Below are 26,445 nucleotides of genomic sequence, written 5' to 3' on the forward strand. Positions count from 1 at the left end.
GCCCGGTCAGCCGCTCTGGGCCAGCAGCATGACGAGGACAGCCGCCCCGATGCCGCTGATCATGGTGTTCTTGGCCTTGAGGCCGATGGAGAGCACGACGAAAGCGATGATGCCCATCGGCCCGTACTTCCACTGGATGAGCTGCTCGAATCCGATGGCGAGCGCGGCGATGAGGATGGCGAAGACCGGCATGGGACTTACCTCCTTCGGGACCTACGGGTCCGAGTGGTGACCAACTCACCCGACATAGCGGTGACGTAGACCAACCTGTGTGACCGACGCCAACCCCCGAGGTTGTCCGACCATGTCGCTCAAGTTGGTCACCAACTCACAGATACTTATCTCCGCTGAAGTGCGACTCATAACCACCTTCTTCTCAACTCCCCAAAGATGGCGGGAAGTTGTAGTGTTTGGTTGTGAGTGCGGAGCATGCCGCCGTCAACGGACGGCCCAGGTCGCAGCGGGCGCAGCAGTCGTACCGCGACGTGGCCGATGAGCTGCGCGCCCGGATCAGGTCCGGGTCGCTGAGGCCCGGCCAACGCATGCCTACGCAGGCGCAGTTGGCGGACGAGTTCGGGGTGGAGCGGTCCGCCGTACGTCAGGCGCTGCGCGTTCTCCAGTCCGAGCACCTGCTGGCCAATGTCTCGAAGGGCAGCCCGGCCACCGTCGCCGAGAACACCCGGCCCGCCTTCCGGGGCCCCGGCGCGCTGCCGCAGCCCACGATGGTGGCCCTCGCCCCGCGCATCGCGGCCGCCTTCCACCGGAGTGACGTGGAGATCGACGCCCTGTGCCTGACGGCGGTCTCGCTGACCCTCGCGATGGGGGAGCCGCTGCGCCAGATCCACGCGGGCCGCATGAAACCGGCCAAGGTGCGCGTACGGGTGCTGCTGCCCAGCAACGACATCGAGCTGGCCTTCCCTGCCCCGGCCGAGGGCGAGGTGGGATCCGGTTCGGGCGCCGTGGTCGGCGGCCGGCTGCAACGGACCTGGCTGGCGCAGCGCAACGCGCAGGGCCAGGTGCTCAGGCACAACCTGCTGGCCCTGCGCGGGACGCACGGGATCGATGTGTCGGTGGAGTTCCGGGCCCTGCCGTTCACGCCGCCGGTCAAGCTCTACCTGCTCAACAGCAACGAGGCGCTGTTCGCCTACTACACACTGTCCCGGCGCGGCGCGCAGATCGACCACGAGCGGCTCGACGTGTACGACGCGCAGGGGGTGCGGCAGATGCTCTTCGCCTTCGAGCAGGGGGCGGGGCTGCGGGACACGACGTTCGTGGAGCAGTCCCATCTGTGGTTCAACAGCCTCTGGAACACGATCAGTTCGGACCTGACGCTCGGTTCCTAGGCCGCGGCCGTCAGTGGAGCGCGGGGCCGGCCACCATGATGGCGAGCAGGACGCCGCCGATGGAGCTGCACGTGGCGTTGCGGGCCTTGACGCCGACGGTCAGCAGCAGCAGGCCCGCGATGCCGGCCGGTCCGTAGTGCCACTGGACGAGCTGCTCGAAGGTGATCGAGAACACCGCGGCGAGGAGGCTCAGGAGAGGCATGACGGGTTCCTCCTTCATCGGGCTTCGGACGCGTACGGAGGCGTTGGTCGATGTACTCGCCATCTCCGGCTAGCTTGCGCCAAGTTGGCCACCAACTCCATGATGGTTGTCCCCACTTGGTCGCAGTACTAAAACAAGTCGCCAACAACTCCCGCCAAATAAAAGGAAGTTGTACCGTTTGGTTGTGACCCAGGAGAGCGTGGCAGACATGGCGGACATGGCAGACACGACGCTGAACGGCAGCAGAAGGCGCGGGCCCCAGGAGATCGCCGACGACCTGCGCGAGCGCATCAGGGCCGGCGAGCTCAGGGCGGGCGACCGGCTGCCCACGCAGGCCACCCTCGCCGAGGAGTTCGGCGTGGAGCGCGGAACGGTCCGCCAGGCGCTCCAACTCCTCCAGTCCGACGGCCTGTTGAGCAACATCAGCAAGGGCAGCCCGCCCCGCATCGCCTCATCGGTGCCCGGCAGGGACGAGCCGCAGCCCACGATGGTCGGCCTAGCCCCCCGCCTGGTCGAGGCCTTCGAGGCGCCGCACGTACGCATCGACGCGGTCTGCCTGACCTCGGAGACGCTGATGCTGGCGCTCGGCGAGCCGCTGCGCCTGATCCACGAGGGCCGGATGCGCCCCGAGTCCATCGACGTACGCATCCTGCTGCCGAGCCGCGAGATCGACCTGGCGTTCCCGGTCCCGGTCGCCGACGGGACGAGCGCGACCGACGAGGAGGCCGTCCACCAGCGCTGGCTCGCCACGCGCAACGCGCAGGGCCAGGTCCTGCGCCACAACCTCCGCTCGCTGCGCTCCTCGCACGGCATCGACGTCCATGTCACCTTCCGCGCCCTGCCGTTCACGCCGCCGGTCAAGCTCTACCTGCTCAACGAGGCCGAGGCGCTGCTCTCGTACTACATGGTCACGCGGCGCGAGGAGGAGATCGACAGCGGCACCAAGCTGGAGATGTACGCCGCCACGGGCACGCAGGCGCTGCTGTTCTCGTTCGAGAAGCGGGCCGGGCACCGGGACCGGGCGTTCGTGGAGGAGTCGCAGAAGTGGTTCACCGCCCTCTGGGAAACCATCACGTCCGACCTGACACTCTCCTAGTGACTTCTGATGCGACGAAGCAGACTGTTCCGGTGGCAGAAGAGACGGAACCCGAGACAGGGCCCGAGGCCGACCTCCATCGTGAATTGGCCGAGTTGGTCAGGGGCGCGCGGTACGTGCTCTTCGACTTCGACGGGCCGATCTGCCGGCTCTTCGCGGGCCGGCCGGCGAAGGTGATCGCCCGCGAGCAGGTGGCGTGGTTGGACGGGCAGGGCCTGGGCGAGGCGCTGACCGAGGCCGAGCGCCTCGACGCCGACCCGCACAGCGCGCTGCGCAGCCTGGGGTTGCAGCGCCCCGACAGCGACCTGGTCATCGAGATGGAGAAACGTCTCACCGACCAGGAGCTGCGCGCCGTCCGCTCCGCGTGGCCCACGGAACACGCCGATCCGCTCATCCGTACCTGGACTGCGGTGGGCGCGCGCCTCGCGATCGCGACCAACAACGCCCCCGAAGCGGCCCGCCGCTACATCGAAGGCCGTGGCCTGTCCGAGTGCTTCGAGCCGCACATCTACGGCCGCACCCAGGACCTGAAACTCCTGAAGCCGGACCCGTACTGCCTCAACCGCGCCCTCCGGGCGATGGGGGCGGCCCCGGCGGCGACCCTGATGATCGGTGACACCCCCACGGACCTCGTGGCGGCACGGGCGGCAGGCGTCGGATTCCTCGGTTACGCCCGCAACGAGCGCAAGGCCGGGCTGCTGCGGGAGGCGGGGGCGCGGCATGTGGTCGGTTCGCTGGAGCCGCTCCTGGGCATTCTCAGAAAGCGTCGCTGAACTGCCTCTTTCGCGGATGTGCCCGCACATGTAGGGGAGTTGGCAGCCAACTGACGTAGAGTTGACGGGACTTGGCACGGCGGGGAGGAGTGGGTCGCGGTGAACGACAAGGGCAACGCGACCCCGAGGGTCACGTCCGAGGAGATCGCCGACGAACTGCGCGCGCGCATCAAGGCCGGCACCCTCCGCCCCGGCGACCGGCTGCCGACCCAGGCCGCCCTGGCGGAGGAGTTCGGCGTGGAGCGCGGCGCGGTGCGCAGTGCGCTCCAGCGGTTGCAGGCGGACGGACTGCTGACGAACGTGAGCAAGGGCAGCCCGCCGCAGGTCGCCCGCTCGGCCGTGGAGGCGCCGATCGGGTCGCGCTCGGCCCGCAGCATCCTGGGCCCGCGCCTGGTGGCGGCCTTCGAGGACCCGGACGTACGGGTGGACGTGGCCTGCCTGACGGCGGAGACCCTGATGACGGCGCTCGGCGAGCCGCTGCGCCATGTGTACGAGGGCGCGAGCCGGCCGCGCTCCATCTACCTGCGGGTGCTGCTGCCCAGCCTGGACCAGGACCTCGACTACCCGTCGCCCGTGGCCGGTTGGGGCCACGACGACAAGCTGGAGAAGGCGGTCAAGGAGCGCACCCGGATCCAGCGGGAGGCGCAGAGCACGGTGCTGCGGAGCAACTTCGCGGGGCTGCGGCGCAGCGGGATCGACGCGCGGATCGAGTTCCGGTACACGGTGGGGACGCCGAGCCGTAAGACGTATCTGCTGAACCGGCGGGAAGTGCTCCTCGGGCACTACGTCCCCGGCCATTTCCTGCGCGAGGTCGACGAGTACGCGGGGCCGAGTCCCGTGGAGCTCTGCGACGTGGAGGGGTTCGACACCTCCATGTTCGTCTTCGATCACGCCAGAGGGGCGGGCGAGGCCGCGTTCGTGGACGCGGAGCAGGCCATGTTCGACGGGATCTGGGACCACGTGGCCCGCGCCGACTCCTGACCGCCGGCCGTCAGCCGGCCTGTGCCACGAGCAGCAGGGCCAGTACGGCGCCGACGGCGGCCCAGGAGACGGACTTGCGCTCGGCCGACCACATGAGGGTCCAGGCGGTCAGAGCGAGGAGGCCGAGGAAACCGTATTCGGACTGGACGAACTGCTCGAGGCCGTAGCCCAGGAGAGTAGCCAGTACTTCGGGCATGAGGATCATGGGTCCCACCCCTTTGGTCTGCCGCCACCGCGGACAATCTCTGTCAACCATCGCCCCAATCGGTCAAGTGGACCGATTGGACTGGTGGACTTGGATTGGTCTTGCCCTGGCCGATAGATCCTTACTCAACGCCCGGGAAATGGAGGGAAGTTGGCTGCTTTTGGTGTGCCGTTGGGCTGACAGAGGTACGTTCCCTCTGTGACGAACGGCCGGAGCGGCACAAGCGGCATGAGCGGCGGCAGGGAAGTCTTCCGTGTCGTCGAGGAGCTGCGCGCCCGCATGGCCGGCGGCGACTACCCCCTCGGCTCGCTCCTTCCGGCGCAGCGCAAGCTGGCCGAGGAGTTCGATGTGTCCCGGGATACGGTGCAGCGCGCTTTGGTGCAGCTCGCTGAGGAGGGGTGGATCGAGGCGCGGCAGGGAAGCGGCACGCGTGTCCTGGATCCTGCGCAGGCCCAGGATCCTCCGGTGCAGGTCCTGCGGGCGCAGCAGGTGCAGTCGTACACGGCGCGGGCGGCCAGAGAGGGGCGGGTGACGCTGCGCGAGTTCTTTGATGAGGCGTTCGCCGGACCCGACGTCGTCCTCGATGTCTGCACCCTCACGTCGGAGTCCCTCGATACCCAGATCAAGGGGCAGATCGACCGGATCAGGTCGGGACTCGCGGCTCCGCGCAGCATCGCCATTCGCATGCTGCTGCCGTCGGAGTCACTCGTTCTGCCGTATCCACGGGCACTGATCGACGCGGACGGGGAAGTCACCGCTCAGCTGAAGACGAGGCTGCTGCGGATCACGCACCAGCACAGCGAATCCATCCGCGTGGAGCTTCGGCAGTTGCAGGTCGAGAAGCTGGTGGAGTCCGCTCGGATCGAGATCCGGCACGTCGACCTCACGCCGATCTTCAAGCTCTATTTGATCAACCGCACGCAGGCCCTGCACGCACCGTACGAAGTCATCGAGCGGCCGATCGTCCTGGGGGACACCGAGGTCGCGGCGCTGGACGTCCTGGGCCTGGGCGCGACGCTCACCCACTACGTGGTGGATGAGAAGAACCCCAACGGGCGCGGTTCGGTCTTCATCAAGGGCTGGCAGGCGTGGTTCGACTCGGTGTGGACGCACCTGGCGCGCTGATTCGGGCTCGGTTCGAACGCCCGGTCTCGTGAGTGTTTCTTTACTCCGCTGATACTGCGCACTCTCGGACTCCGGTCGTGGGGCCTTTGGTACGGCACTACTCTGTGGCCCTGTTACGGCCCGACGCATAAGTAACCAGGAGCGGCCTGTGGGCGCTGTGATCGCCCCGAGTGCCAGTACGCCCGACGATGTGTGGCGCAGTGTTGCGGCGCGCGCGCAGCGTCATGGCGAGGGGATGAGCGGACACCACAACCTGAACCATGTGGTCACGCTGTCCGACGACGAGGCTGCACGGTCCGGGCTCCGGGGCGGCTCGCGCGTCATCGTCCGGCGCCGGAAGAGCGGGATCGCCCCGGTCGTGATCCGGACGTGGAAGGACGAGCAGGCGGTTCTGGACGCGATCGGCAGGACTCTGCGCCATGTGCCGCAATGCCTTGCGCGGGTCGGCGACATCTCGATCCACAGCTATATGGAGGGCACCCCCCTCTCCAGCATCTGCCGAAACGGTAAGCCGGTGGACTCCCTGCTGATCGGGGCGTTCGCCGGGCTCTTGGCGGACATGGCGTGGGTGCCGTCGGGCGAGCTGCCACCCCGCCCAGCCTTCTGGCCGCGTGAGGGCGACAGCCGCGGATATCTGCGGAATCTGCTGCTTCAGGCGGAGGCGCAGATCCGGCTGCCCAACTGGGCTGAATTCGGTGGGCTGTTCGTGGCGCTCGGCGTCCCGGAGAACGCGCTGCGGCTGTCCGGTGTGTGGGCGCCCAACCTGACGCGGCGGCCCTTCAGCCTGCTCCACGGCGATCTGCACCGGGACAACGTCATCGTCACGTACGAGGGCGCGCCGCCCCTGGTGTGCGTGGACTGGGAGTTGGCGTCGTACGGAGATCCGCTTCACGACCTCGCCGTGCACCTGGTGCGGATGCAGTACCCGACTGAGCAGCAGGGCGAGGTGATCGCGCGTTGGGGGGACGCGATGGCCTGTGTCCGCCCCGAGGCGACCGAGGGACTCCACAGCGATCTGCGGCACTACATCGACTTCGAGCACGCCCAGTCCGTATACCCGGACGTGATCCGCGCGGTCGGCTCGCTCGGCGAGAACTTCAGCCAGAGCGACCTGGAGGGCGCGGCGGTGGAGGTCCATCGTGCGCTCGGGGTGGCCCAGCGACCGCTCAGGTTGCGCAACCTCCTGGGCCCGGAGGCGATCGAGCCCCTGCTCTACCGCTGGCGGGTCGCTCGCGGCGCACGCCACCGGGGCAGGTTCTCCGCGTCCATCAACTGGCAGCGGGACAAACGGGTGGAGCTGCGTGAACACTTCACCGCCGCGGAGGTCGAGGAGGCGCTGTGGGCGGAAGGCGCGGCCACGGCCCGGCAGGTCTTCAAGGGCACCGCCCACCTGGGTACTGTCGTACGTGTCACGGGTTACGGCCCCGTCATGGTGCGCCGCAAGGTGGGCAAGGCAACCCCGATCGAGCCCAGGTTTCTTGTGGAGCACGCGGTGCTCCGGGCGATCGAGGACTCCGGGACGGCCGTCAGCGCGCCCAAGGTTCTCGCCCTGGGCGTCAGTGACGTCGAGGATCAGTTCACCATCCAGTCGTACGTGGGCCCTTCTGACATCCAGAGCCGCCCCAGGCACCCGGTGCACGGGCTGCTCCCCGGCGAGGCACACAACTTGGTGGACCAGCTGGCCGCGCTGTCCCAGGTCGACAACTGGCTGTTGACCCAGGACATGAAGGGAGTCGGCTTCTACGAGTGGATGTGCTCCCAACTGGCCACGATGGTCCGTCAGTTCTCGCGCAAGACCAAGGACCTCGCCACCAGGCTGGGCCTACCTGGCGACGCCGAGTTGGAACGGCGACTGCTGACGCATCGAGTGACGGATCGTCACTACGCGCTGCTGCACGGCGATTTGAACCCGTGGAACCTGGTACGCCAGGAGCGCGGCTTCGACCTCACGCTCATCGACTGGGAGATGGCGATGGTGGGCGACCCGCTGTACGACCTCGTGCGGCACACCCATCTGACGCCGACGACCCGGGAGATGAGGGACCGGATGTACGCCCGCTGGGAAAGGCGTCTGGCCCCGCGCTTCACCCACGGCTGGGAACGCGACGTACCCGTCTACCAGGGCTTCGAACAGGTCCGCTCGGCCTACGTCGACCTGGACCGCCTCGTCACCGGCTCCGGTCTGGACGCCCCGAACGTCCGGCGGGCCGTGGGCTCGTACACGACGACGCTCCGCAAAGCCCTGAAGTGGCTGGAAATGCCTCCGGCAACCACCCACGCAGCCAACCCCTACCTTGCCTTGGCCCTGCCGCACGCGGACGATGAAGTACGGAGTGCACCGGGGGCGCTCGTGGGCGGCTGAGAGCCCCGGTCCATCCCCCGGGCCGGGGGAGGATGACGAATGTCCGCAGACTTGGACAGGGGTCAGGACGGGGCCGGCGTCGGGCGGGCGTTGCGGCGCCTCCAGCAGCGGGTCGAGCCGACGGCCGTGCGGGTGCTGCTGCTCGCCATCTTCGTCACCGGCCTGATCGCCCAGTTCGTCAAACCCGTCGGCGACGCCCTGGAAGGCAAGGCGTTCCTCGGCGGCGCGCTGCTCAGCCTGGTCGGGTTCGTCCTCTACGACGCGCTGAAGGAACTCACCGCGGCGTCCCGGCTGCCCGCACGGGTCGAGGCGACGTCCCGGAACCTGGGTGCCTTCGTCACGGAGGCATTCCATGTCCGCCGGGTGGAGATCAGCTTCTTCGGCTATACCGGCGAGACCCTCTTCAACGAGCTGTACCACCGCCTGGAGAGCCTCGCCGAGAACCCGGGCCCGACCCGGCACGTCGCCGTACGAATGATCGTCCCGGACTTCTCCCGGCCGATGACCGTGCCGTCGAGGGTCGGGGCGGGCGGGGAACCCGAGGACGCCCCGGAGTTCCGCCGTAGGGTCGAGCGCAAATGCCAGGAGTACGACCAGATCCTCTCGGACCTCGCCGCCGATCTCACCCGGCTCGGGCACATCGAGGTGCACTGCGAGTACCGCGTCTGCCCCGGGCCGCCGCTGCACAAGCTCTGCATCTTCAACCGGAAGCGCGTCCTGCACGGGCTGTACGACATCTCGTCCCGTATGTCGCTGCGCGGCCCCGAGTACTACGACCCCAAGGGCTACGACACCGACCTGTCCGTGCTCGCCGCCGAGCGCAGGGTGGAGGACGAGCCGGCCGTGGCCATGTGGGTCAAGCACTTCGACGACCTGTGGGCCCTGGCCTCGGAGACGCCGGCCTGGCGCCGCGCTGCCGCGGCCTGACCCCGGGCCCGTACCCTCCTCCCCATGACCCAAGGCCCCGCCCCCTCCCTCCGTGAACTGAAGAAGCGGCGCACCCGCGAGGCGCTCTCCGAAGCCGCGATCCGGCTGTTTCTGGAGAAGGGGTTCGAGAACGTGTCGGTCGCCGAGGTGGCCGCCGCCGCCGAGGTGTCGAAGCCGACCCTGTTCCGGTACTTCGCGAGCAAGGAGGACCTCGTCCTGCACCGGTTCGCCGATCACGAGGACGAGGCGGCGCGGGTCGTGGCGGGGCGTGCGGAGGGCGTGTCGGCGGTCGAGGCGCTGCGGCGGCATTTCGTGGCGGGCCTCGATCGGCGGGACCCCGTGACCGGGCTGTGCGACCACCCTGCCGTGCTGGCGTATCAGCGGCTGCTGTACGGGACGCCGTCGCTGGTGGCGCGGCTGCACGGATACCGGGAGCGGTCCGAGCAGGCGCTGGCCGGGGCGCTCGGCGGGCCCGCGATCGAGGCGCGGCTCGCCGCCGGGCAGATCGTGGCCGTGCAACGGGTCCTCGCCGAGGAGAACGTGCGGCGGATCGCGGCCGGGGAGTCCGCCGACGCGGTCGAGGGGGACGCGGTGCGGGCCGCGGAGGTGGGGTTCGCTCAGTTGGCGCGCGGCTTGCCTGAGTAAAAGATTTAACTCGGTTACGTTATTGCGTTACCGTGGATCCATGACTGCCGCCGTCAGCCCCGACACCCTCGACGCCGAACGCCGCTATCACGACACCTGCCGCGCCGCCCTCGCCGCCATGATCGAAGGCGCCGACGAGCAGGTCGTCATCGGGGAGAACGCCTCCGCATCCGGCGCCGACGCCGAGGTGCTCGGGTATCAACTGCGCAGCAGGGCCAAGGGACTTCACGAGCTGCCGCAGGCGCCGGCGTTCTTCGGGCGGCTCGACTTCGGGGCCGGCGGGGAGCACGCCGGGCAGCGTTACTACGTAGGACGGCTGCGGATCAGCGAGCATCCGGCCGCGCCGCCGCTCGTCGTCGACTGGCGGGCGCCGGTGTCACGGGCGTTCTACCAGGCGGGCGCGGGCGATCCCCAGGGTGTGGACGTACGACGGCGCTTCGGCTGGGCGCCGGGCAGCGTCGGGGACTCCCGCGATCTGACCGGCCTGGAGGACGAGCGGCTCGGCGCCGGGGAGGGCGGGGGCGGCAGCCGGATCCTCGCCGGGGAGATCGAGCGGCCCCGCGTCGGCCCGATGCGCGACATCGCCGCGACCATCCAGCCCGAGCAGGACGACCTGGTACGCGCTGACGCCGCCACGTCCGTGTGCGTGCAGGGCGCGCCCGGCGCCGGCAAGACGGCGGTCGGGCTGCACCGGGCCGCGTACCTGCTCTATACGTTCCCGCAGCGCGTCCAGCGCGGCGGGCTCCTGGTGCTCGGGCCCAACCGGACCTTCCTCTCCTACATCTCCGCCGTGCTGCCCGCGCTCGGCGAGACCGGGGTGCGGCAGTCGACCGTCGAGGAACTGATGGGGCGCGGGGAGGTGCGGGCGGACGACGACGAGGCCGCCGCCGTCGTCAAGCACGACGTCAGGATGGCCGAGGTGCTGCGCCGCGCGCTCTACGCGCGGGTGCGGAACGGGCCCGTCGAGGCCGTGGCGGTTCCCGAGGGGTCGTACCGGTGGCGGGTGCCCGCCGGCGAACTGCGGCGGATCGTCGACGGAGTACGGGCCGAGGAGCCTCCGTACGCCGTCGGGCGCGAGCGGGTGCGCAGCCGGGTCGTGGCCTGCATCCAGGTGCAGGCCGAGCGGCGCGCCTGGCCCGTGAACGCCGCCTGGGTACAGAGGATCGGGCGGGCCCCGGCCGTGAAGGAGTTCGTGGACACGGTGTGGCCGCGGGTGCGACCGGAGGAGGTGCTCGCTCAACTCCTGGCGAACGGAGAGGAGTTGGCGCGGGCCGCCGATGGGATTCTGGATGCCGACGAGCAGCGGGCGCTGCTGTGGGCCAGGCCGCCGCGCTCGTACAAGTCCGCCAAGTGGTCGGCCGCCGACCTCGTCCTGCTCGACGAGGTCGCCGGGCTGCTCGAACACCCCGAGGGGTACGGCCACATCGTCGTCGACGAGGCGCAGGACCTGTCGCCGATGCAGGCGCGGGCCGTGGCGCGGCGCGCGGAGTTCGGTTCGCTGACCGTGCTCGGCGATCTGGCGCAGGGCACCACACCGTGGGCGGCCCGGAGTTGGAGCGAACTGCTCGCGCACCTCGGCAAACCGGAGGCGGCGGTGGTGCCCCTCACGACCGGGTTCCGGGTGCCGGCCGCTGTGCTCGCGCTCGCCAACCGGGTCCTGGAGCGGATCGACGTGGACGTACCGGCGGCCCGGTCGCTGCGCGCGGACGGGGAGTTGAGGGTCGAGCGGGTGCGTGACGTGGTCGCGGGAACCGTCGACGCCGTGCGGCGCGCGCTCGCGTACGAAGGGTCGATCGGGGTGATCGCGGCCGCACGCGATGCGGGCGCGGTGCGCGAGGCGCTGGCCGCGGCGGGCATCGCGGCGGCCGGGCCCGACGATCTGGGGGCCCGGGTCACCGTGCTCGCGGCGGGCGTCGCGAAGGGTCTTGAGTACGACCATGTCGTCGCCGTCGAGCCCGCCGCGATCGTGGCGGCGGAGACGCGCGGGCTCCAGCGGCTGTACGTGGTGCTGACCCGGGCGGTGTCACGGCTGGACGTGGTGCATGCGCGGGAGCTGCCGTTCGCCGCTTGAGTTGCTCGTGGCCGCGGTGTCTCGGCCGTGCGGGCGCCCGACCGCCACCGGCCGCGGTGTCTCAGCCGCGCGGGTGCCTGGCCGCCACCGGCCGCGGTGTCTCAGCCGCGCTGGCGCGGGCGCCTGGCCGCCACCGGGCTCGGCACGGGCGTACTGAGATAGCCCTCCGCCAGGTGGTTCATCAGGCGCAGGAACGTCTCGCGGTCCTCGGGCGGGAACGCCGCGAGCGCCTTCTCGTGCACTCCGTCCACGATCTTCTGGCTGCGTGCCGCGATCCGTGCGCCCTCCTCGGTCACCGCGATGATCCGCGCCCGCCGGTCGGTGCTCGACGGGCGGCGCTCCGCGAGGCCGGCCTTCTCCAGGGCGTCGACGGTCACGACCATCGTCGTCTTGTCCATGTCGCCGATCTCGGCGAGCTGGGCCTGGGTGCGCTCCTCCTCCAGGGCGTGCACGAGCACGCAGTGCATGCGCGCCGTCAGCCCGATCTCGGCGAGCTCCGCCGCCATCTGAGTACGCAGCACGTGGCTGGTGTGGTCCAGGAGGTAGGAGAGGTCGGGCCTGGTCCGGGTGGGGGCGGGCGTCATGGAGGTCATGGCTCCAGGATAGTCCACAACTGGTTCCGAGAAATATAGTCTGCAACGGAACCATCTGTTACGGTCGTGTTGTCGCCGTCGCCGGGCCCGCAAGGGGCCCGGCCCGACCGTCCGACCGAAGGGCTTCGCCATGCCTGCCACGTCCGTCCTGCCCGCCGAGGCGCCCGCCCCGGCCGCGCCGTCGGGGAGCCGCTCCCGCTGGCTGGCCCTCGGGGTCATCGCCACCGGGACCCTGATGATCATCCTCGACGGCTCCATCGTCACCGTCGCGATGCCGGCCATCCAGAACGACCTCGACTTCAGCCCCACCGGACTGAGTTGGGTGGTGAACGCCTACCTCATCGCGTTCGGCAGCCTGCTCCTGCTCGCCGGGCGGCTCGGCGACCTCGTCGGCCGCAAGCGGATGTTCCTCACGGGCACCGCCGTCTTCACCGCGGCCTCGCTCCTCGCGGGGGTCGCAACCGGCCCCGCGGTCCTGCTCGCGGCCCGCTTCCTCCAGGGGGTCGGCAGCGCCATGGCGGCCGCGGTCGGCCTCGGCATCCTCGTCACGCTCTTCACCGACCCGCGCGAACGGGCCCGCGCCATAGGGGTGTTCAGCTTCACCGGCGCCGCGGGCGCGTCCATCGGGCAGGTCCTCGGCGGCGTCCTCACCGACGCCCTCGACTGGCACTGGATCTTCTTCATCAACCTGCCCATCGGCGCCGCCGTCCTCGCCCTCGCCGTGCCCGCGCTCCCCGCGGACCGGGGGCTCGGACTGCGCGCCGGAGCCGACGCGTGGGGCGCGCTGCTGATCACCGGCGGACTGATGGCGGCGATCTGGGGGGTCGTCAACATCGAGGCTTATGGGGTGAGTTCGGTGCGAGGCGGCGGTCTCATCGGGATCGGCCTCGCGCTCGTCGCCGGGTTCGTCGTGCGGCAGGCGCGGGCGCGCACACCGCTCATGCCGCTGCGCGTCCTGCGCTCGCGCACCGTCGTCGGCGCCAACGTCACCCAGATCCTCACCCTCGCCGCCATGTTCGCCTTCCAGGTGCTCGCCGCGCTCTACATGCAGAAGGTCCTCGGGTACGGGGCCGCGAAGACGGGCCTCGCGATGCTGCCCGCGGCGGTCGCGATCGGGGCCGTCTCGCTGGGCGTCTCGGCGCGGCTCGCGGCACGGTTCGGGGAGCGCCGGGTGCTGCTCGCGGGCCTCGTCCTCCTCGCCGGGGCGCTCGGGTATCTCGCACGGGTGCCGGTGCAGGGCTCGTACGTCCCTGATCTGCTGCCCGTGATGCTCCTCGTGTCCGGCGGCGGCCTGGTCCTGCCCGCGCTCGCCGGGCTCGGCATGTCGGCGGCGGACGAGGAGGACGCGGGGCTCGCGTCGGGCCTGTTCAACACGACGCAGCAGATCGGTATGGCGCTCGGTGTCGCGGTCCTGTCGACGCTGGCGGCGTCCCGCACCAACTCCCTTCTGGGGGAGGGCAGTTCGTCGGCGGCGGCGCTGACCGAGGGCTACCGGCTCGCGTTCGGGGTCGGGGCCGGTCTGATCGGGGCGGCGTTCGTGGTCGCGCTGGTGGTGTTGCGGCCCGCACGTATCCGGTGACGGCGCCCTGACCGACGTACCCCTCCACCCCTCGTATATGAAGTCACCGAACCGAAGGAGCACCCTCATGGCCGGCGCCGCACCCCGATCGCTCACCGAACCGGAGCTTCAAGAGATCCTCGAAGAAGGGAAGTTCGGGGTGCTCGCCAGTGTGCGCGCCACGGGGCACCCGCACCTGACCACGGTCCTCTACCACTGGATCCCGGACGAACGCATGCTGCGGATCTCCACGACGCGGGGCCGCCTCAAGCCCCGCCACTACCGCGCCGACCCGCACGCCGCGCTGCACGTCAGGCGGGACGACTTCGCGTTCGCCGTCGCGGAGGGGGAGGCGGAGGTGAGCGCCCCGAGCGCGGAGCCGGGTGACGCGGTGGGGCTCGAACTCCTCGGCATGGCAAGGGAGTTCGTGCCGGAAGGCGGCGAGGAGGAGTTCCTGGCGGAGGTCGCCGCGGAAGAGAGAGTGGTCGTACGGCTGAAGGTGGCGCGGTTGTACGGCACCGCGCTCGACGTCGGCTGAGGCGGCCGTGACGACCGCGAGACCCCTGCTGTTCCTGGACGTCGACGGCCCGCTGATCCCCTTCGGTCCGCCCCCTCCGGGCGGCCACCCGACGTACGAGCCGGACCCGGACCCCTCCGGCCACCCCCTCCTCTCCCGCGCGAACCCGGCCCTCGGCCCGGCCCTCGCCGCCCTGCCGTGCGACCTCGTGTGGGCCACGACCTGGATGGACGACGCGAACGCGCTGGTCGGCCCGCGGCTGGGGCTCCCGGTGCTGCCGGTTCTGGACGAGCCGGAGGAGGAGGACCCGGAGGTGGTGCGCGGGGTGCTGCACTGGAAGGTCCGCCCGGTCGTCGCCCGGGCGGCAGGACGGCCCTTCGTCTGGATCGACGACGAGATCGGCCACGGCGACCGGAACTGGGTCGCCGCCCACCACCCCGGGCGGGCGCTGCTCCACCGCGTCGACCCCGGCCGGGGGCTGGCAGGCGCCGACCTCCGTCTCGTAGGGGAGTGGCTGAGGGGGGTGTAGAGGGCCGGTAGGCGGGCGGGTGCGGATTGGGTGTTGCATGGTCATGCGTTGTGATGCATACTCTTCCTATGTCTAAGGTTCTCACTTCCCTCCCCGTCGGCGAGCGCGTCGGCATCGCCTTCTCGGGTGGCCTCGACACCTCCGTCGCGGTCGCGTGGATGCGAGACAAGGGCGCCGTCCCGTGCACGTACACGGCCGACATCGGTCAGTACGACGAGCCGGACATCGCCTCGGTACCCGGCCGGGCGAAGAGCTACGGTGCCGAGGTCGCGCGTCTGGTCGACTGCCGTGCCGCACTGGTCGAGGAAGGGCTCGCCGCGCTCGCGTGCGGCGCGTTCCACATCCGCTCCGGCGGCCGGGCCTACTTCAACACCACACCCCTCGGCCGCGCCGTCACCGGCACGCTCCTGGTCCGCGCGATGCTTGAGGACGACGTCCAGATCTGGGGCGACGGCTCGACCTTCAAGGGCAACGACATCGAGCGGTTCTACCGCTACGGCCTCCTGGCCAACCCGAACCTGCGGATCTACAAGCCCTGGCTCGACGCGGACTTCGTGACCGAGCTCGGCGGCCGCAAGGAGATGTCGGAGTGGCTGCTCGCCCACGAGCTGCCGTACCGGGACTCCACGGAGAAGGCGTACTCCACGGACGCCAACATCTGGGGCGCCACCCACGAGGCGAAGGTCCTGGAGCACCTGAACACGGGCGTCGAGACGGTCGACCCGATCATGGGCGTCAAGTTCTGGGACCCGTCCGTCGAGATCGCCACCGAGGACGTCACGATCGGCTTCCAGCAGGGCCGCCCGGTGACGATCAACGGCAAGGAGTTCGCCTCCGCCGTCGACCTCGTCATGGAGGCCAACGCGATCGGCGGCCGCCACGGCCTCGGCATGTCCGACCAGATCGAGAACCGGATCATCGAGGCCAAGAGCCGCGGCATCTACGAGGCGCCCGGCATGGCCCTCCTGCACGCCGCGTACGAGCGCCTCGTGAACGCCATCCACAACGAGGACACCCTCGCCCAGTACCACAACGAGGGCCGCAGGCTCGGCCGCCTCATGTACGAGGGCCGCTGGCTGGACCCGCAGGCGCTCATGGTCCGCGAGTCCCTCCAGCGCTGGGTCGGCGCCGCCGTCACCGGCGAGGTCACCCTGCGGCTGCGGCGCGGCGAGGACTACTCGATCCTCGACACCACCGGCCCGGCCTTCTCGTACCACCCGGACAAGCTCTCCATGGAGCGGACCGAGGACTCGGCGTTCGGCCCGGTCGACCGGATCGGCCAGCTCACCATGCGCAACCTCGACATCGCCGACTCGCGCGCCAAGCTGGAGCAGTACGCGGGCCTCGGCCTGCTCGGCGCCGGCAGCCAGCCCGCCGACTCCGCGATCGGCGCGGCCCAGGCCGCCGCGACCGGCCTGATCGGCACCCTCCCCGAGGGCGGCGCCGAGGCCATCGCCTCCCGCGGCGAGGTCTCCGGCGACGACGAGGCGCTCGACCGCGCCGCCATGGAGTTCGGCACGGACTAGGGCGGCATATCGCGTACATGTGAGGGCCGGCCGACGCGTTGAGCGTCAGCCGGCCCTCACACGTTCCCGCCCGAGCCCCCTACCTCAATGCGGCGCCAGCACGCAGAACTCGTGCCCCTCCGGGTCCGTCAGACACGTCCACGCCACATCGCCCTGGCCGACATCCAGATCCGAGGCGCCGAGGGCGCGCAGCCGGGCGACCTCCGCCGCCTGGTCGTCGCCGGGGTACGGCAGCAGGTCGACATGGAGGCGGTCCGGCGCCGTCTTCGCGCCCGGCGTGCGCAGGAACTCCAGATACGGGCCGACCCCCTTGGCGGAGCGCAACACGGCCTGGTCGTCGGTGACTCGGTGCAGGGAGCAGTCCGTCGCCCCGCCCCAGAACCGGGCCATGGCCCGCGGGTCCGCGCAGTCGACGACGATCGCGGCGACGGGGCCGGTGTCCCGGTAGACGTCCCGGGGTTCGAGGACGCAGAACTCGTTGCCCTCGGGGTCGGCGAGGACCGTCCACGGCACGTCGTCGCCCTGGCCCACATCGGCGGGCGTCGCGCCGAGAGCGATCAACCGGGCGGTCAGCTCCGCCTGATGGGCCGCGGACGTGGTCGCGAGATCGAGGTGCACCCGGTTCTTCACCGCGGGATCCTTCGGCTCCGGCACGGGCACCACGTCGAGGCCCACGAACACCGGATCCGGCCAGACGGGCTCACCGCCCGACCCGCCGGGCGGACCGACGTAGGTGACGACGCCGGGGCTGTACGCGGTCCACCCGAGCGCCTGGGCCCAGAACTGACCGACCGCCGTGGCGTCGACGGCCTTGATGATGACGTGAACGGGGCGCAGCGGCATGCCCGAGATCCTACGGACGGGCCGACGCGTGGCGTGAAGCACTTTTGCAAGCAGATGCTTGCAAAAGTTAGCGCCGCTGCGGCAGTATCGACGTATGGCATCGCTCAACGTCGGAAGTCTCGGGGAGTATCTGCGCGAGCAGCGTCGCACCGCGCAGTTGTCGCTCCGTCAGCTCGCCGAGGCCGCCGGGGTGTCCAATCCGTATCTCAGCCAGATCGAGCGCGGGCTGCGCAAGCCGAGCGCGGAGGTGTTGCAGCAGGTCGCCAAGGCGCTGCGGATCTCCGCCGAGACGCTGTACGTGCGCGCCGGCATCCTCGACGCGGAACGTGAGCGGGACGAGGTCGAGACGCGTGCGGTGATCCTCGCCGACCCCTCGCTCAACGAACGCCAGAAGAACGTCCTGTTGCAGATCTACGAGTCGTTCCGCAAGGAGAACGGGTTCGGGATCGCGGGCGACGGGGCAGCCGAAGAGACCGGCGGCGATGCCGAGCCCTCAAGCAGCAGTTGATGTGATCCGGGAGGACCACGCCATGGCCATCAAGGACGACCTGCGCAAGACCCTCACCGACCCGACGCCGCTCTACTTCGCGGCAGGCACCGCCGAGTTGGCGTTTCAGCAGGCCAAGAAGGTGCCGGGACTCGTCGAGCAGCTGCGCGCCGAGGCGCCGGCGCGGATCGAGTCCGTACGCAACACCGACCCCAAGGACGTGCAGGACAAGGCGTCCGCGCGGGCCAAGGAAGTTCAGGCGACCGTCACCGCCAAGGTGAACGAGATCGTCTCCACGTTCGACACCGACCTGAAGAAGCTCGGTGAGACCGCACAGGACCTCGCGCTGCGCGGTGTCGGCTTCGCCGCCGAGGCCGCCGTGAAGGCGCGCGAGACCTACGAGAAGGTCGCCGAGCACGGCGAGGAGGCCGTGAAGGCCTGGCGCGGCGAGGCCGCCGAGGAGATCAACGAGATCGCCGTGGCCGTCGAGCCGGAGGCCGCGGCGAAGCCCGAGGCCAAGCCGGACGAGACGTCCGGGGCCAAGGCCGCTCCCGCCGCGAAGAAGGCGCCCGCCGCCAAGAAGACGGCGCCGGCCAAGAAGACCGCTCCCGCCGCCAAGAAGACGGGCTCCGGCAGCACGCCGCCCGCCAAGTAAGGGGTACGGCGACGGGCCGGGCACTTGTGGAGTGCCCGGCCCGTTGTCCGGGTACGGTGGCCGGAGGTCCTGAGAACCGAAGGCCCCGAGAACTGTTCAGGAAGTCGATTCTGGTGGTGGCGTTGTGCTGATGCAGGGTTTCAACACGGTGATGTCGCTGCTGAGTCTGGCGCTGATCGTCTTCAGCGGCTTCGCGTTCATCGACGCCGCCGTCCGGCGCGAGGACGCCTACCGCGCCGCCGACAAGAAGACCAAGCCGTTCTGGCTGATCATCCTCGGCCTCGCCTTCGTCGTGAACCTGCTGTTCCCGATCCTGTCGTTCCTGCCGATCATCGGGCTCGTCGCCACCATCGTGTACATGGTCGACGTGCGGCCCGCCGTCCGGCAGATCTCCGGCGGCGGGGGTCGCAAGGGCCGCGGTTCCAGCAGCGACGGCCCGTACGGGCCGTACAACGGCGGGCGCTGACCCGCGCTCCCCGGGCCGCCTCAGCGGTCCAGGAGCAGCACCGCCACGTCGTCGGTCAGATCGCCGCCGTTCAGGTCGCGGACCTCGTTCATCGCCGCTTCCAGGAGTTCCTCGCCGCGCAGGCCCGCCGCGCGCTGGCGGCGCACCAGCTCCACCATGCCCTCCTGGCCCAGGCGCTGGTTCCCGTCGCCGACCCGGCCCTCGATCAGGCCGTCCGTGTAGAGCATCAGGCTCCAGGACGCGCCCAACTCCACCTGCATACGCGGCCATCGGGCCTTCGGCAGCAGGCCGAGCGCCGGGCCGCTGTTCTCGTACGGCAGCAGCGTCGCCGCGCGGCCGGGGCTCGCGATCAACGGCGACGGGTGGCCCGCGAGGCACAGGCCCGCGCGCCGTCCGTCCGGCGATATGTCCACCGTGCACAGCGTCGCGAAGATCTCGTCGTCGTCGCGCTCGTGCTCAAGAACCTGCTGGAGCGTGGAGAGCAGTTCGTCGCCGCACAGGCCCGCGAACGTCAACGCCCGCCACGCGATGCGCAGTTGGACGCCGAGCGCCGCCGCGTCGGGGCCGTGCCCGCAGACGTCGCCGATCATCGCGTGGACCGTGCCGTCGGGCGTGCGCACCGTGTCGTAGAAGTCGCCGCCGAGCAGCGCCCGGGAGCGGCCGGGGCGGTACCCCGCCGCGAACCGCAGCGGCGAGCCGTCCAGGAGCGGCGTCGGCAGCAGGCCCCGCTCCAGGCGGGCGTTCTCCTGCGCGCGCAGCCGGGACTCGGTGAGCTTGCGCTGCGCGATGTCGGCCCGCTTGCGCTCGACCGCGTACCGGATGGCCCGGCCGAGCACACGCGCGTCCAGCTCGTCCCGGAACAGGTAGTCCTGGGCGCCCACACGCACCGCCTCGGCGCCGCGCTCGGCGTCGCCGGACGTGGTCAGCGCCACGACGGCCTGGCGGGGCGCGAGACGCAGGATGTGCCGCAGGGTCTCCAGCTCGTCCCCGTCCGCGCGGCCGGCCTTGGTGCCGGGCAGCGCGAGGTCGAGCAGGATGCAGCTGACGTCGTCGGTGAGCAGCCGCTCGGCCTCGGTGAGGTTGCGGGCGGTGCGCACCCGGGCCGGCTTCCCCGCGGCGTCGGGCATCTCGGGGACGCTGAGGGACCCTGCCGGGTCGTCCTCGATGACGAGCAGGGTCAGCCCGGCCGTCGGAGCAGCCGGGGCGTCCGCGGGCGCGGTGGCGTCCGTGACGTGCGCGGCCGGTGCGGCGTGCGCGGTGGATTCGGCGTCGGTGCGGTGGTCGTGGTCGTCGGTCGCCTGCCTGGGCAGGTCGGCGGAGTGCAGAGTCGCCGGCGCGGTCGCAGCGTGAGCCTGACCACCTTCCACGGCCGGAACTGCTCTCTGCCGCGGTACGGGTACGGGCATCGCTTGGGTTTCCTTCCCTCCCCCCGAGGGCGCGGTGGGACGAAGGTCCTCGAACCACCGACGGGGACATTAGCGGTAGCCGACGCCCGAACGGAATGGTGAGCGGCAAACGGCCAGCGTCATATGCCGTCACCAGTACCGCAATTGGGCAGGTTCCGGCCTCGCGCCCGGCACCCGGGAATGACGAACATCACGTGCGGCGCCCGGAACCGGAGCGCCGCGAGTGCGGTGCGTCACGTGGGACGGGTCACGCATCGCGGGCACCCCAGGGCCTTTGGTCCGACGTCAGGCGTCGGGCCGTACAACACCCAATATCGCCATGGATCCGGCACCCGCGATCGTCACGGTCCGCCCGGGGCGGGGAGCGTGGATGATCGCGCCGTCGCCTATGTACATCCCGACGTGACTGGCGTCGTCGTGGTAGATGATCAGGTCGCCGGGGCGCATGTCCTTGATGTCGATGTGCTTGAGCTGCTTCCACTGCTCCTGCGACGTACGCGGGATCGGCTTGCCCGCGGCGGCCCATGCCTGGGAGGTCAGGCCCGAGCAGTCGAACGATTTCGGGCCTTCAGCGCCCCATACGTACGGCTTGCCGATCTGGGCGCTCGCGAACCGCACGGCTTCCTTGCCGGCCGCCGTCGCCCTGCCGTTGATCTCCTTGAGGACGCCGGAGGAGAGCCAGGCCGTCTGCTTCTGCTGCTCGGCCTGCTCCTCCAGCTTCTTCAGCCGGTCGCGCTCCTTCTTCTCGAGCTTGCCCTCGAGGTCCTGCGCGGCCTTGATCTGCTTCTCGATCTTCTTCTTGGCGGTGGCCTTCTTCTTGCGGCCCTCTTCGAGGCGCTTCCACTGGTCGGAGGCGTCCTCGGCGTAACCCGCCAGCGCGTTCTGCGTCTTGGTGAGCTGGGCGACCAGGTTCTTGGTGGCCTGCTGGCCCTGGTACATCCGGCCCGCGTTGTCGAGGAACTGCTGCGGGTCGCCGGAGAGCAGGAACCGGGCCTCGCGCGGCACGCCGCCGGTGCGGTACTGCTCCCGCGCGCTCGCGCCCGCGCTCGACTTCAGGCGGTCCAGCTTCTGCTGGCCTGCCGCGATCTTCTGGGCCAGCTTCACGATCTCGACGGACTGCTTGTCGGCCTTCTCCTCCGCCGCGTTGTACTCGTCCGTCGCGACGCCCGCGTCGTGGTACAGCTTGTCGATCTTCTGGCGGACGGCCTCAAGGTCCGTGTCGCTCGCGGGTGTTGAGGGCGAGGGCGTGGGAGCCGGTGCCGCGTGGGCCGCACCCGGCGCCGTCAGCACGGTCAGGGCGCACACCAGCGCCACCGCCGCCATCGTCGTCGTACTCCGCTTGCTCATCCGCTCCGCCCCCACAGCCGAGTCAACCTGAAGCCAAAACTGATTTACCGTCAGTAACTTCTCCGCGTGCTCCGGGGATGGTGCCATGCGCACGCTGAATACGACAGACCCCGACGCTCTGACGAACGACCCCCCGAATTCGTTCCCCCTGGCGTCGCTCAGGCCTCCCGGGGCGCCAACGCCCCCCACGCCACGGTCACTTCGCCCTGCCGCCAGCGCGCGGGCCCGTCCACCACGGGCCAGTGACCCGTCAGATCCCGCACCGCCCGGATCCACCGCTGGCGCGCGCCGTACGAGGCGTAGGGCGCGGCCGCCGCCCACGCCCGGTCGAAGTCGCGCAGGAACGCGTGCACGGGCTCGCCGGGGACATTGCGGTGGATCAGCGCCTTAGGCAGACGCTCGGCCAGGTCGGACGGCACCTCCAGGGAGCCGAGCCGGGTCGCGAAGGTCACCGTGCGCGGGCCCTCGGGGCCGAGCGCGACCCACACGTGCCGCCGCCCGATCTCGTCGCAGGTGCCCTCCACCAGGAGCCCGTCGGGCGCGAGCCGCGCGCACAGCCGCTCCCAGACGCCCGCGACCTGCTCCTCGTCGTACTGGCGCAGTACGTTCGCGGCGCGGATGAGCAGCGGGGGAGCGGTGAGCGGCAGCTCGAAGCCGCCGTGCCGGAATTCCAGGCCCTCGCGCTCGTACGGCTGCGCGGCCGCGACCCGCGCCGGTTCGATCTCGATGCCGACCACGCGCGCCCGGGGCGCCGCCTCGCGCAGTCTGGCCAGGAGCTCCACGGCGGTCCAGGGGGCGGCGCCGTAGCCGAGGTCGACCGCCACCGGGTCGGCGGCGCGGCGCAGGGCGGCGCCGTGCACGGCCGCGATCCAGCGGTCCATGCGGCGCAGCCGGTTCGGGTTGGTCGTTCCTCGCGTCACCGTTCCCACGGGGCGGGAAGGGGTACGCGGGGTCATGGACACAGCGTATGCCGTACGGGGAGCGGGGCTTTGGTTGAGCCTCGTACGGTAATGATTCGGCAAAGTGGAAATGGAGGGGAGCGCTCCGGCGTTGCCGCCCTTGGACGAGGGCTTCTGCCCTCCCCGAGTCGTGCCCGCAGGACCGCCCGTACGCCCCAGCAAGGAGGGCCCGCCACGTGAGTCAGTACGTGACCAGGTTCCGCCGCTCCGGGGCGGCCCCGGCCCGCCTCCGGTTCCCGGGGGCGCACCGGCGCCCGCGCCGCGTGGCGATGCTCAGCGTGCACACCTCGCCGCTGCACCAGCCCGGCACCGGCGACGCGGGCGGCATGAACGTCTACATCGTGGAGCTGGCCAAGCGCCTCGCCGCGATCAATATAGAAGTCGAGATCTTCACGCGGGCCACTACGGGCGGCCTGCCGCCGGAGGTCGAGCTCGCGCCCGGCGTCCTCGTACGGCACGTGGACGCGGGCCCCTACGAAGGCCTGGCCAAGGAAGAGCTCCCCGCCCAGCTGTGCGCCTTCACGCACGGCGTCATGCAGGCGTGGGCGGGGCACCGGCCCGGCTACTACGACCTGGTCCACTCGCACTACTGGCTCTCCGGGCACGTCGGCTGGCTGGCCGCCGAGCGCTGGGGGGTGCCGCTGGTGCACGCCATGCACACCATGGCCAAGGTCAAGAACGCGGCGCTGGCCGAGGGCGACACCCCCGAACCCGCCGCCCGCGTCATCGGCGAGACGCAGATCGTGCGCGCCGCCGACCGGCTCGTCGCGAACACCTCCGAAGAGGCCGACGAACTGGTCCGCCACTACGAGGCCGACCCGGGCAAGGTCGCCGTCGTCCACCCCGGCGTCAACCTGGACCGGTTCAAGGTCGGCGACGGCCGGGCCGCCGCGCGCGCCCGCCTCGGCCTGCCGCAGGACGCGCTCATCCCGCTCTTCGCGGGCCGCATCCAGCCGCTCAAGGCGCCCGACATCCTGCTCAAGGCCGTCGCCGTACTCCTCGACGAGCGCCCCGAACTGCGCTCCCGGATGCTGGTTCCGGTGGTCGGCGGCCCCAGCGGCAGCGGCCTCGCCAAGCCGGCCGCCCTCCAGAAGCTCGCCGCGAAGCTCGGCATCGCCGACGTCGTGCGCTTCCAGCCGCCGGTCGGCCAGGAACAGCTCGCGGACTGGTTCCGCGCCGCTTCCTTGCTCGTCATGCCCTCCTACAGCGAGTCGTTCGGGCTGGTCGCCATAGAGGCGCAGGCCACCGGTACGCCGGTCCTCGCCGCGTCCGTGGGCGGCCTGCCGGTAGCGGTGCGCGACGAAACGACCGGCTTCCTTGTCGACGGCCACGAACCGGCCCGCTACGCGCGCGTGCTGCGCGAGTTCGCCGACCATCCCCACCTGGTGGACCGGATGGGCGCGGCGGCCGCCCGGCACGCCCGCTCCTTCGGCTGGGACACGTCGGCATCGGCGACCGCGGACGTCTACACCGCGGCGATGCAGGAACACCGCCGTCACGTACCCTCGCACCATGGCTGAGCACCCCACCGCCGCGGAGACCGTCGAGTCCGTGCTCAAGGACGCCGAGCTGGAGTGGGAGAGCCCGGAGCCCGGCTCGTACGTGGTCAAGCTCCCCGGCACCCGCAAGCTCTCCACGACGCTCTCCCTGCGCCTCGGCAGGCACAGCCTCTCCCTCAACGCCTTCGTGATCCGTCACCCGGACGAGAACGAGGCGGGGGTCCACCGCTGGCTCCTGGAGCGCAATCTGCGCCTGTACGGCGTGAGTTACGCGGTCGACCAGCTCGGCGACATCTACCTCACGGGCAAGCTCCCGCTCGCCGCCGTCACCCCCGAGGAGCTCGACCGGCTGCTCGGCTCGGTCCTTGAGGCCGCCGACGGCGCCTTCAACACGCTCCTGGAACTCGGCTTCGCGAGCTCGATCCGCAAGGAGTACGCGTGGCGGGTCTCGCGCGGCGAATCGACCCGCAATCTGGACGCGTTCACACATCTGATCCAGCGGCCTTCCAAGTAGCGCCCTCGCGTCGTTGAGTCCTCTCCTGCGTCTCTCCCCTCACTCTCCCTCAGCCGCTGCCTGACCCCTTCCGCCCCGAGGGGCTGCGTGGCATGCTCACGCGCGGCACTCACGTGAACGTCGTTCATATATATGTACGTCGGTGAAGGGTGGCAGCGGTGCGGGATCTCAGCAGGCGCGGCATGTTGGGCGGGGCGGTCGCCGTGGCGGCCACGGCGGTGACCGGAATCGGAGCAGGCGCCGCCCGGGCGAGCGGGGGCCAAGTGCCGGACATCTGGGCCGAGTTCGCGAAGGCGCCCTGCACACACCCGCAGATCCCGTACGTCGGCCGCGCGGGCAGCCGCCGCGCGTCCCGCGCCCGCCGCGTCTTCCGCGCCGAGTCCTACGGAGCGGCAGCCGACGCCCCCACCGACAGCGCCCCCGCGATCAACCGTGCCCTCGCCGCCGCCGGACGGGCCGGCGGGGGCACGGTGCTCCTCGGCGCGGGTACGTACCGGATCGACGACCTGATCCACATCGGCCACGACGACGTCGTCCTCAAGGGCGCGGGCAGCACCCGCACCAAGCTCTACGCCACCAGGAGCCTCACCGAGCTCATCGGCGTCTACGGCTCCCGCTACGGCGGCGACAAGTCCTCCTGGTCCTGGGCCGGGGGCTTGATCTGGCTCTGTCCGGCCGACCGATTCCGTACGCTCACGGACGCGATCCGCGCGCGGGCCTGGCCGTTCGAGGGCTGGACCGGCAACAAGCGCGACGAGTGGCGGACCCTGACGACCGTCGCCCCGGCGCTGCGCGGCTCCTGGTCGGTCACGGTCGCGGACGCCACAGAGCTCCGCGCCGGCGACCTCGTCCTGCTCCGCCTCGCCGACGACGCCGACCACACCCTCCTGGAACACATGGCGGGCGGCGGCCCCGGCCCCGAGGCGTACTCCTGGGACGACAAGACCAAGCTCACCTCGTACGTCCCCTACGAGTGGCCGGTGCGGATCGCGTCGGTGCGCGGTGACAGGGTCACCTTCGAACGCCCGCTGCCCCTGGACGTGCGCGCCGCATGGGACCCGCGCCTCACCACCCACGTGACAGCCCTGACCGGCGCGGGGATCGAGGGCCTGACCCTGGAAGCCGTCGAGACCCCGCAGTCCCCCCACCTCCTCGACAAGGGCTACAACGGCGTCGCGCTGCAATGCACGTACGACTGCCTGATCGACGACGTCACCGTCTGGAACGTCGACAACGGCTTCGGGCTCGTCGCCGCCTCCGCCTCCACGCTGCGCCGCACCCGCGTCGGCGGGCGCGGCTCGCACCACCCGTACTTCTGCCGCGAGGGCTCGCACGACAACCTGATCGAGGACTTCACCATCGCGCAACGCACCGTCCCCGCCCCCTCCGGCACGCAGCTGCACGGCATCAACGTGGAAGGCCTGTCCTCCCACAACGTCTGGTCACGCGGCGACATGCGGATGGGCACCTTCGACTCGCACCGCGGGATGCCGTTCGCCAACGTCCGCACCGACATCACGGTGGACAACAACGGCCGGCACGGCGGCGACGCCTCCGCCGGGCCGCTCTTCGGGGCGCGCTTCACTCACTGGAACATCAGGGTCACCAACGAACGCGCCGGCCTCATGAAGATCGACGGCCTCGCGCCGTACAGCGCGACCGTCGGCATCAACACGGTCCGCGAGTTCGACCAGACCGACGTCCCGGACTTCACCGGCGCGCTCAACTCCCGCCTGGAGCTGTACGGCACGACGGACGTGGTGCGCCCGAAGAACCTCTACGACGCCCAACGCACCCTGTAGTCAGGGTCGGTCGA

At 70.8% G+C, this 26,445-nt stretch carries 27 protein-coding genes; 19 read left to right on the top strand and 8 right to left on the bottom strand.

The annotated features are described in order from the left end of the window. Positions 1 to 6: 6 nt before the first annotated feature. Positions 7 to 192 (bottom strand): hypothetical protein, encoded by a 186-nt coding sequence (locus tag AB0L37_RS05865; RefSeq protein ID WP_365500760.1) that lies wholly within the window; start codon positions 190 to 192, stop codon positions 7 to 9. A gap of 218 nt (positions 193 to 410) precedes the next feature. On the opposite strand from AB0L37_RS05865, the gene AB0L37_RS05870 reads away from it, so the two are divergent. After that, positions 411 to 1,343, top strand: a complete 933-nt coding sequence (locus AB0L37_RS05870; protein ID WP_365500762.1) for a GntR family transcriptional regulator — start codon at positions 411 to 413, stop codon at positions 1,341 to 1,343. Positions 1,344 to 1,353: 10 nt separating this feature from the next. Here the strand turns inward: AB0L37_RS05870 and AB0L37_RS05875 are convergent, their stop codons facing one another. Further along, a complete protein-coding gene (locus tag AB0L37_RS05875) occupies positions 1,354 to 1,545 on the bottom strand; it encodes a hypothetical protein (protein WP_365500764.1) in 192 nt (63 codons plus the stop codon). Positions 1,546 to 1,753: 208 nt separating this feature from the next. Here AB0L37_RS05875 and AB0L37_RS05880 point away from each other — a divergent pair, with 208 nt between their 5' ends. From AB0L37_RS05880 to AB0L37_RS05890, 3 genes are all read left to right on the top strand, one after another. Next, entirely contained in the window at positions 1,754 to 2,641 is an 888-nt protein-coding gene (locus AB0L37_RS05880) for a GntR family transcriptional regulator (RefSeq protein ID WP_365500766.1), read from the top strand. 32 nt (positions 2,642 to 2,673) lie between these two features. Then, on the top strand, positions 2,674 to 3,414 hold the full coding sequence (locus tag AB0L37_RS05885) for an HAD family hydrolase (protein WP_365500768.1): 741 nt from the start codon (positions 2,674 to 2,676) through the stop codon (positions 3,412 to 3,414). A gap of 99 nt (positions 3,415 to 3,513) precedes the next feature. Then, positions 3,514 to 4,395 (top strand): winged helix-turn-helix domain-containing protein, encoded by an 882-nt coding sequence (locus AB0L37_RS05890; RefSeq protein ID WP_365500770.1) that lies wholly within the window; start codon positions 3,514 to 3,516, stop codon positions 4,393 to 4,395. A 10-nt stretch (positions 4,396 to 4,405) separates the two neighbouring features. On the opposite strand, the gene AB0L37_RS05895 is transcribed toward AB0L37_RS05890, so the two are convergent. Beyond that, a complete protein-coding gene (locus AB0L37_RS05895; protein ID WP_365500772.1) occupies positions 4,406 to 4,600 on the bottom strand; it encodes a hypothetical protein in 195 nt (64 codons plus the stop codon). 228 nt (positions 4,601 to 4,828) lie between these two features. Here AB0L37_RS05895 and AB0L37_RS05900 point away from each other — a divergent pair, with 228 nt between their 5' ends. The 5 genes from AB0L37_RS05900 (at position 4,829) to AB0L37_RS05920 (ending at position 11,730) form a co-directional block, all read left to right on the top strand. Beyond that, complete coding sequence (locus AB0L37_RS05900) at positions 4,829 to 5,725, top strand: winged helix-turn-helix domain-containing protein (RefSeq protein WP_365501421.1); 897 nt, start codon at positions 4,829 to 4,831, stop codon at positions 5,723 to 5,725. Between the two features lie 235 nt (positions 5,726 to 5,960). After that, positions 5,961 to 8,087: an aminoglycoside phosphotransferase family protein gene (locus AB0L37_RS05905; RefSeq protein ID WP_365500774.1), complete on the top strand. Its 2,127-nt coding sequence runs from the start codon at positions 5,961 to 5,963 to the stop codon at positions 8,085 to 8,087. Between the two features lie 39 nt (positions 8,088 to 8,126). Continuing rightward, positions 8,127 to 9,014: a hypothetical protein gene (locus tag AB0L37_RS05910; RefSeq protein WP_365500776.1), complete on the top strand. Its 888-nt coding sequence runs from the start codon at positions 8,127 to 8,129 to the stop codon at positions 9,012 to 9,014. A 24-nt stretch (positions 9,015 to 9,038) separates the two neighbouring features. After that, complete coding sequence (locus tag AB0L37_RS05915) at positions 9,039 to 9,659, top strand: TetR/AcrR family transcriptional regulator (RefSeq protein WP_365500778.1); 621 nt, start codon at positions 9,039 to 9,041, stop codon at positions 9,657 to 9,659. Positions 9,660 to 9,699: 40 nt separating this feature from the next. Then, positions 9,700 to 11,730 carry an AAA family ATPase gene (locus AB0L37_RS05920; protein WP_365500780.1) on the top strand — a complete coding sequence of 677 codons (2,031 nt, stop codon included), beginning with the start codon at positions 9,700 to 9,702 and terminating at the stop codon, positions 11,728 to 11,730. Positions 11,731 to 11,831: 101 nt separating this feature from the next. On the opposite strand, the gene AB0L37_RS05925 is transcribed toward AB0L37_RS05920, so the two are convergent. After that, positions 11,832 to 12,323, bottom strand: a complete 492-nt coding sequence (locus tag AB0L37_RS05925) for a MarR family winged helix-turn-helix transcriptional regulator (protein WP_365500782.1) — start codon at positions 12,321 to 12,323, stop codon at positions 11,832 to 11,834. 130 nt (positions 12,324 to 12,453) lie between these two features. Here AB0L37_RS05925 and AB0L37_RS05930 point away from each other — a divergent pair, with 130 nt between their 5' ends. The 4 genes from AB0L37_RS05930 to argG all read left to right on the top strand — a co-directional run bounded on the left by AB0L37_RS05930 (position 12,454) and on the right by argG (position 16,453). Next, the gene (locus AB0L37_RS05930; protein ID WP_365500784.1) at positions 12,454 to 13,902 is read left to right on the top strand and encodes an MFS transporter; all 1,449 of its coding nucleotides are present in this window, start codon (positions 12,454 to 12,456) and stop codon (positions 13,900 to 13,902) included. Positions 13,903 to 13,969: 67 nt separating this feature from the next. After that, a complete protein-coding gene (locus AB0L37_RS05935) occupies positions 13,970 to 14,419 on the top strand; it encodes a TIGR03618 family F420-dependent PPOX class oxidoreductase (protein WP_365500786.1) in 450 nt (149 codons plus the stop codon). Positions 14,420 to 14,426: 7 nt separating this feature from the next. Then, positions 14,427 to 14,927, top strand: a complete 501-nt coding sequence (locus AB0L37_RS05940; protein ID WP_365500787.1) for an HAD domain-containing protein — start codon at positions 14,427 to 14,429, stop codon at positions 14,925 to 14,927. Between the two features lie 68 nt (positions 14,928 to 14,995). Then, positions 14,996 to 16,453, top strand: a complete 1,458-nt coding sequence (gene argG, locus AB0L37_RS05945) for an argininosuccinate synthase (protein ID WP_365500789.1) — start codon at positions 14,996 to 14,998, stop codon at positions 16,451 to 16,453. 84 nt (positions 16,454 to 16,537) lie between these two features. Here the strand turns inward: argG and AB0L37_RS05950 are convergent, their stop codons facing one another. Then, positions 16,538 to 17,296 carry a VOC family protein gene (locus tag AB0L37_RS05950; RefSeq protein ID WP_365500791.1) on the bottom strand — a complete coding sequence of 253 codons (759 nt, stop codon included), beginning with the start codon at positions 17,294 to 17,296 and terminating at the stop codon, positions 16,538 to 16,540. Positions 17,297 to 17,390: 94 nt separating this feature from the next. Here AB0L37_RS05950 and AB0L37_RS05955 point away from each other — a divergent pair, with 94 nt between their 5' ends. From AB0L37_RS05955 to AB0L37_RS05965, 3 genes are all read left to right on the top strand, one after another. Beyond that, positions 17,391 to 17,804 (top strand): helix-turn-helix transcriptional regulator, encoded by a 414-nt coding sequence (locus AB0L37_RS05955; protein ID WP_365500793.1) that lies wholly within the window; start codon positions 17,391 to 17,393, stop codon positions 17,802 to 17,804. A 22-nt stretch (positions 17,805 to 17,826) separates the two neighbouring features. Continuing rightward, the gene (locus AB0L37_RS05960; RefSeq protein ID WP_365500795.1) at positions 17,827 to 18,438 is read left to right on the top strand and encodes a hypothetical protein; all 612 of its coding nucleotides are present in this window, start codon (positions 17,827 to 17,829) and stop codon (positions 18,436 to 18,438) included. Between the two features lie 130 nt (positions 18,439 to 18,568). After that, positions 18,569 to 18,904 (top strand): DUF2516 family protein, encoded by a 336-nt coding sequence (locus AB0L37_RS05965; protein ID WP_365500797.1) that lies wholly within the window; start codon positions 18,569 to 18,571, stop codon positions 18,902 to 18,904. Between the two features lie 20 nt (positions 18,905 to 18,924). On the opposite strand, the gene AB0L37_RS05970 is transcribed toward AB0L37_RS05965, so the two are convergent. From AB0L37_RS05970 to AB0L37_RS05980, 3 genes are all read right to left on the bottom strand, one after another. Then, positions 18,925 to 20,310: a fused response regulator/phosphatase gene (locus tag AB0L37_RS05970; protein ID WP_365500799.1), complete on the bottom strand. Its 1,386-nt coding sequence runs from the start codon at positions 20,308 to 20,310 to the stop codon at positions 18,925 to 18,927. Positions 20,311 to 20,595: 285 nt separating this feature from the next. After that, positions 20,596 to 21,657: an NlpC/P60 family protein gene (locus AB0L37_RS05975; protein WP_365500801.1), complete on the bottom strand. Its 1,062-nt coding sequence runs from the start codon at positions 21,655 to 21,657 to the stop codon at positions 20,596 to 20,598. A gap of 158 nt (positions 21,658 to 21,815) precedes the next feature. Next, positions 21,816 to 22,613, bottom strand: a complete 798-nt coding sequence (locus AB0L37_RS05980) for a class I SAM-dependent methyltransferase (protein ID WP_365500803.1) — start codon at positions 22,611 to 22,613, stop codon at positions 21,816 to 21,818. Between the two features lie 179 nt (positions 22,614 to 22,792). Here AB0L37_RS05980 and mshA point away from each other — a divergent pair, with 179 nt between their 5' ends. The 3 genes from mshA (at position 22,793) to AB0L37_RS05995 (ending at position 26,431) form a co-directional block, all read left to right on the top strand. Further along, positions 22,793 to 24,136 carry a D-inositol-3-phosphate glycosyltransferase gene (mshA, locus tag AB0L37_RS05985; protein WP_365500805.1) on the top strand — a complete coding sequence of 448 codons (1,344 nt, stop codon included), beginning with the start codon at positions 22,793 to 22,795 and terminating at the stop codon, positions 24,134 to 24,136. Beyond that, a complete protein-coding gene (locus AB0L37_RS05990) occupies positions 24,129 to 24,629 on the top strand; it encodes a YbjN domain-containing protein (protein ID WP_365500807.1) in 501 nt (166 codons plus the stop codon). Before mshA ends, AB0L37_RS05990 begins: the two co-directional genes overlap by 8 nt. Positions 24,630 to 24,811: 182 nt before the next feature. After that, positions 24,812 to 26,431 carry a glycosyl hydrolase family 28-related protein gene (locus AB0L37_RS05995; protein ID WP_365501423.1) on the top strand — a complete coding sequence of 540 codons (1,620 nt, stop codon included), beginning with the start codon at positions 24,812 to 24,814 and terminating at the stop codon, positions 26,429 to 26,431. Positions 26,432 to 26,445 lie beyond the last annotated feature (14 nt).

Source organism: Streptomyces sp. NPDC052225 (genome assembly GCF_040679615.1).
Lineage (GTDB): Bacteria > Actinomycetota > Actinomycetes > Streptomycetales > Streptomycetaceae > Streptomyces.

Excerpts from the sequence above, each read along its gene's own strand:
- AB0L37_RS05865 (WP_365500760.1), bottom strand. The coding sequence starts at position 192 with ATGCCGGTCTTCGCCATCCTCATCGCCGCGCTCGCCATCGGATTCGAG.
- AB0L37_RS05875 (WP_365500764.1), bottom strand. The coding sequence starts at position 1,545 with ATGCCTCTCCTGAGCCTCCTCGCCGCGGTGTTCTCGATCACCTTCGAG.
- AB0L37_RS05880 (WP_365500766.1), top strand. The coding sequence starts at position 1,754 with ATGGCGGACATGGCAGACACGACGCTGAACGGCAGCAGAAGGCGCGGG.
- AB0L37_RS05895 (WP_365500772.1), bottom strand. The coding sequence starts at position 4,600 with ATGATCCTCATGCCCGAAGTACTGGCTACTCTCCTGGGCTACGGCCTC.
- AB0L37_RS05900 (WP_365501421.1), top strand. The coding sequence starts at position 4,829 with ATGAGCGGCGGCAGGGAAGTCTTCCGTGTCGTCGAGGAGCTGCGCGCC.
- AB0L37_RS05905 (WP_365500774.1), top strand. The coding sequence starts at position 5,961 with ATGAGCGGACACCACAACCTGAACCATGTGGTCACGCTGTCCGACGAC.
- AB0L37_RS05910 (WP_365500776.1), top strand. The coding sequence starts at position 8,127 with ATGTCCGCAGACTTGGACAGGGGTCAGGACGGGGCCGGCGTCGGGCGG.
- AB0L37_RS05915 (WP_365500778.1), top strand. The coding sequence starts at position 9,039 with ATGACCCAAGGCCCCGCCCCCTCCCTCCGTGAACTGAAGAAGCGGCGC.
- AB0L37_RS05920 (WP_365500780.1), top strand. The coding sequence starts at position 9,700 with ATGACTGCCGCCGTCAGCCCCGACACCCTCGACGCCGAACGCCGCTAT.
- AB0L37_RS05925 (WP_365500782.1), bottom strand. The coding sequence starts at position 12,323 with ATGACCTCCATGACGCCCGCCCCCACCCGGACCAGGCCCGACCTCTCC.
- AB0L37_RS05930 (WP_365500784.1), top strand. The coding sequence starts at position 12,454 with ATGCCTGCCACGTCCGTCCTGCCCGCCGAGGCGCCCGCCCCGGCCGCG.
- AB0L37_RS05935 (WP_365500786.1), top strand. The coding sequence starts at position 13,970 with ATGGCCGGCGCCGCACCCCGATCGCTCACCGAACCGGAGCTTCAAGAG.
- argG (WP_365500789.1), top strand. The coding sequence starts at position 14,996 with ATGTCTAAGGTTCTCACTTCCCTCCCCGTCGGCGAGCGCGTCGGCATC.
- AB0L37_RS05950 (WP_365500791.1), bottom strand. The coding sequence starts at position 17,296 with ATGCCGCTGCGCCCCGTTCACGTCATCATCAAGGCCGTCGACGCCACG.
- AB0L37_RS05955 (WP_365500793.1), top strand. The coding sequence starts at position 17,391 with ATGGCATCGCTCAACGTCGGAAGTCTCGGGGAGTATCTGCGCGAGCAG.
- AB0L37_RS05960 (WP_365500795.1), top strand. The coding sequence starts at position 17,827 with ATGGCCATCAAGGACGACCTGCGCAAGACCCTCACCGACCCGACGCCG.
- AB0L37_RS05965 (WP_365500797.1), top strand. The coding sequence starts at position 18,569 with ATGCAGGGTTTCAACACGGTGATGTCGCTGCTGAGTCTGGCGCTGATC.
- AB0L37_RS05970 (WP_365500799.1), bottom strand. The coding sequence starts at position 20,310 with ATGCCCGTACCCGTACCGCGGCAGAGAGCAGTTCCGGCCGTGGAAGGT.
- AB0L37_RS05975 (WP_365500801.1), bottom strand. The coding sequence starts at position 21,657 with ATGAGCAAGCGGAGTACGACGACGATGGCGGCGGTGGCGCTGGTGTGC.
- AB0L37_RS05980 (WP_365500803.1), bottom strand. The coding sequence starts at position 22,613 with ATGACCCCGCGTACCCCTTCCCGCCCCGTGGGAACGGTGACGCGAGGA.
- AB0L37_RS05990 (WP_365500807.1), top strand. The coding sequence starts at position 24,129 with ATGGCTGAGCACCCCACCGCCGCGGAGACCGTCGAGTCCGTGCTCAAG.
- AB0L37_RS05995 (WP_365501423.1), top strand. The coding sequence starts at position 24,812 with ATGTTGGGCGGGGCGGTCGCCGTGGCGGCCACGGCGGTGACCGGAATC.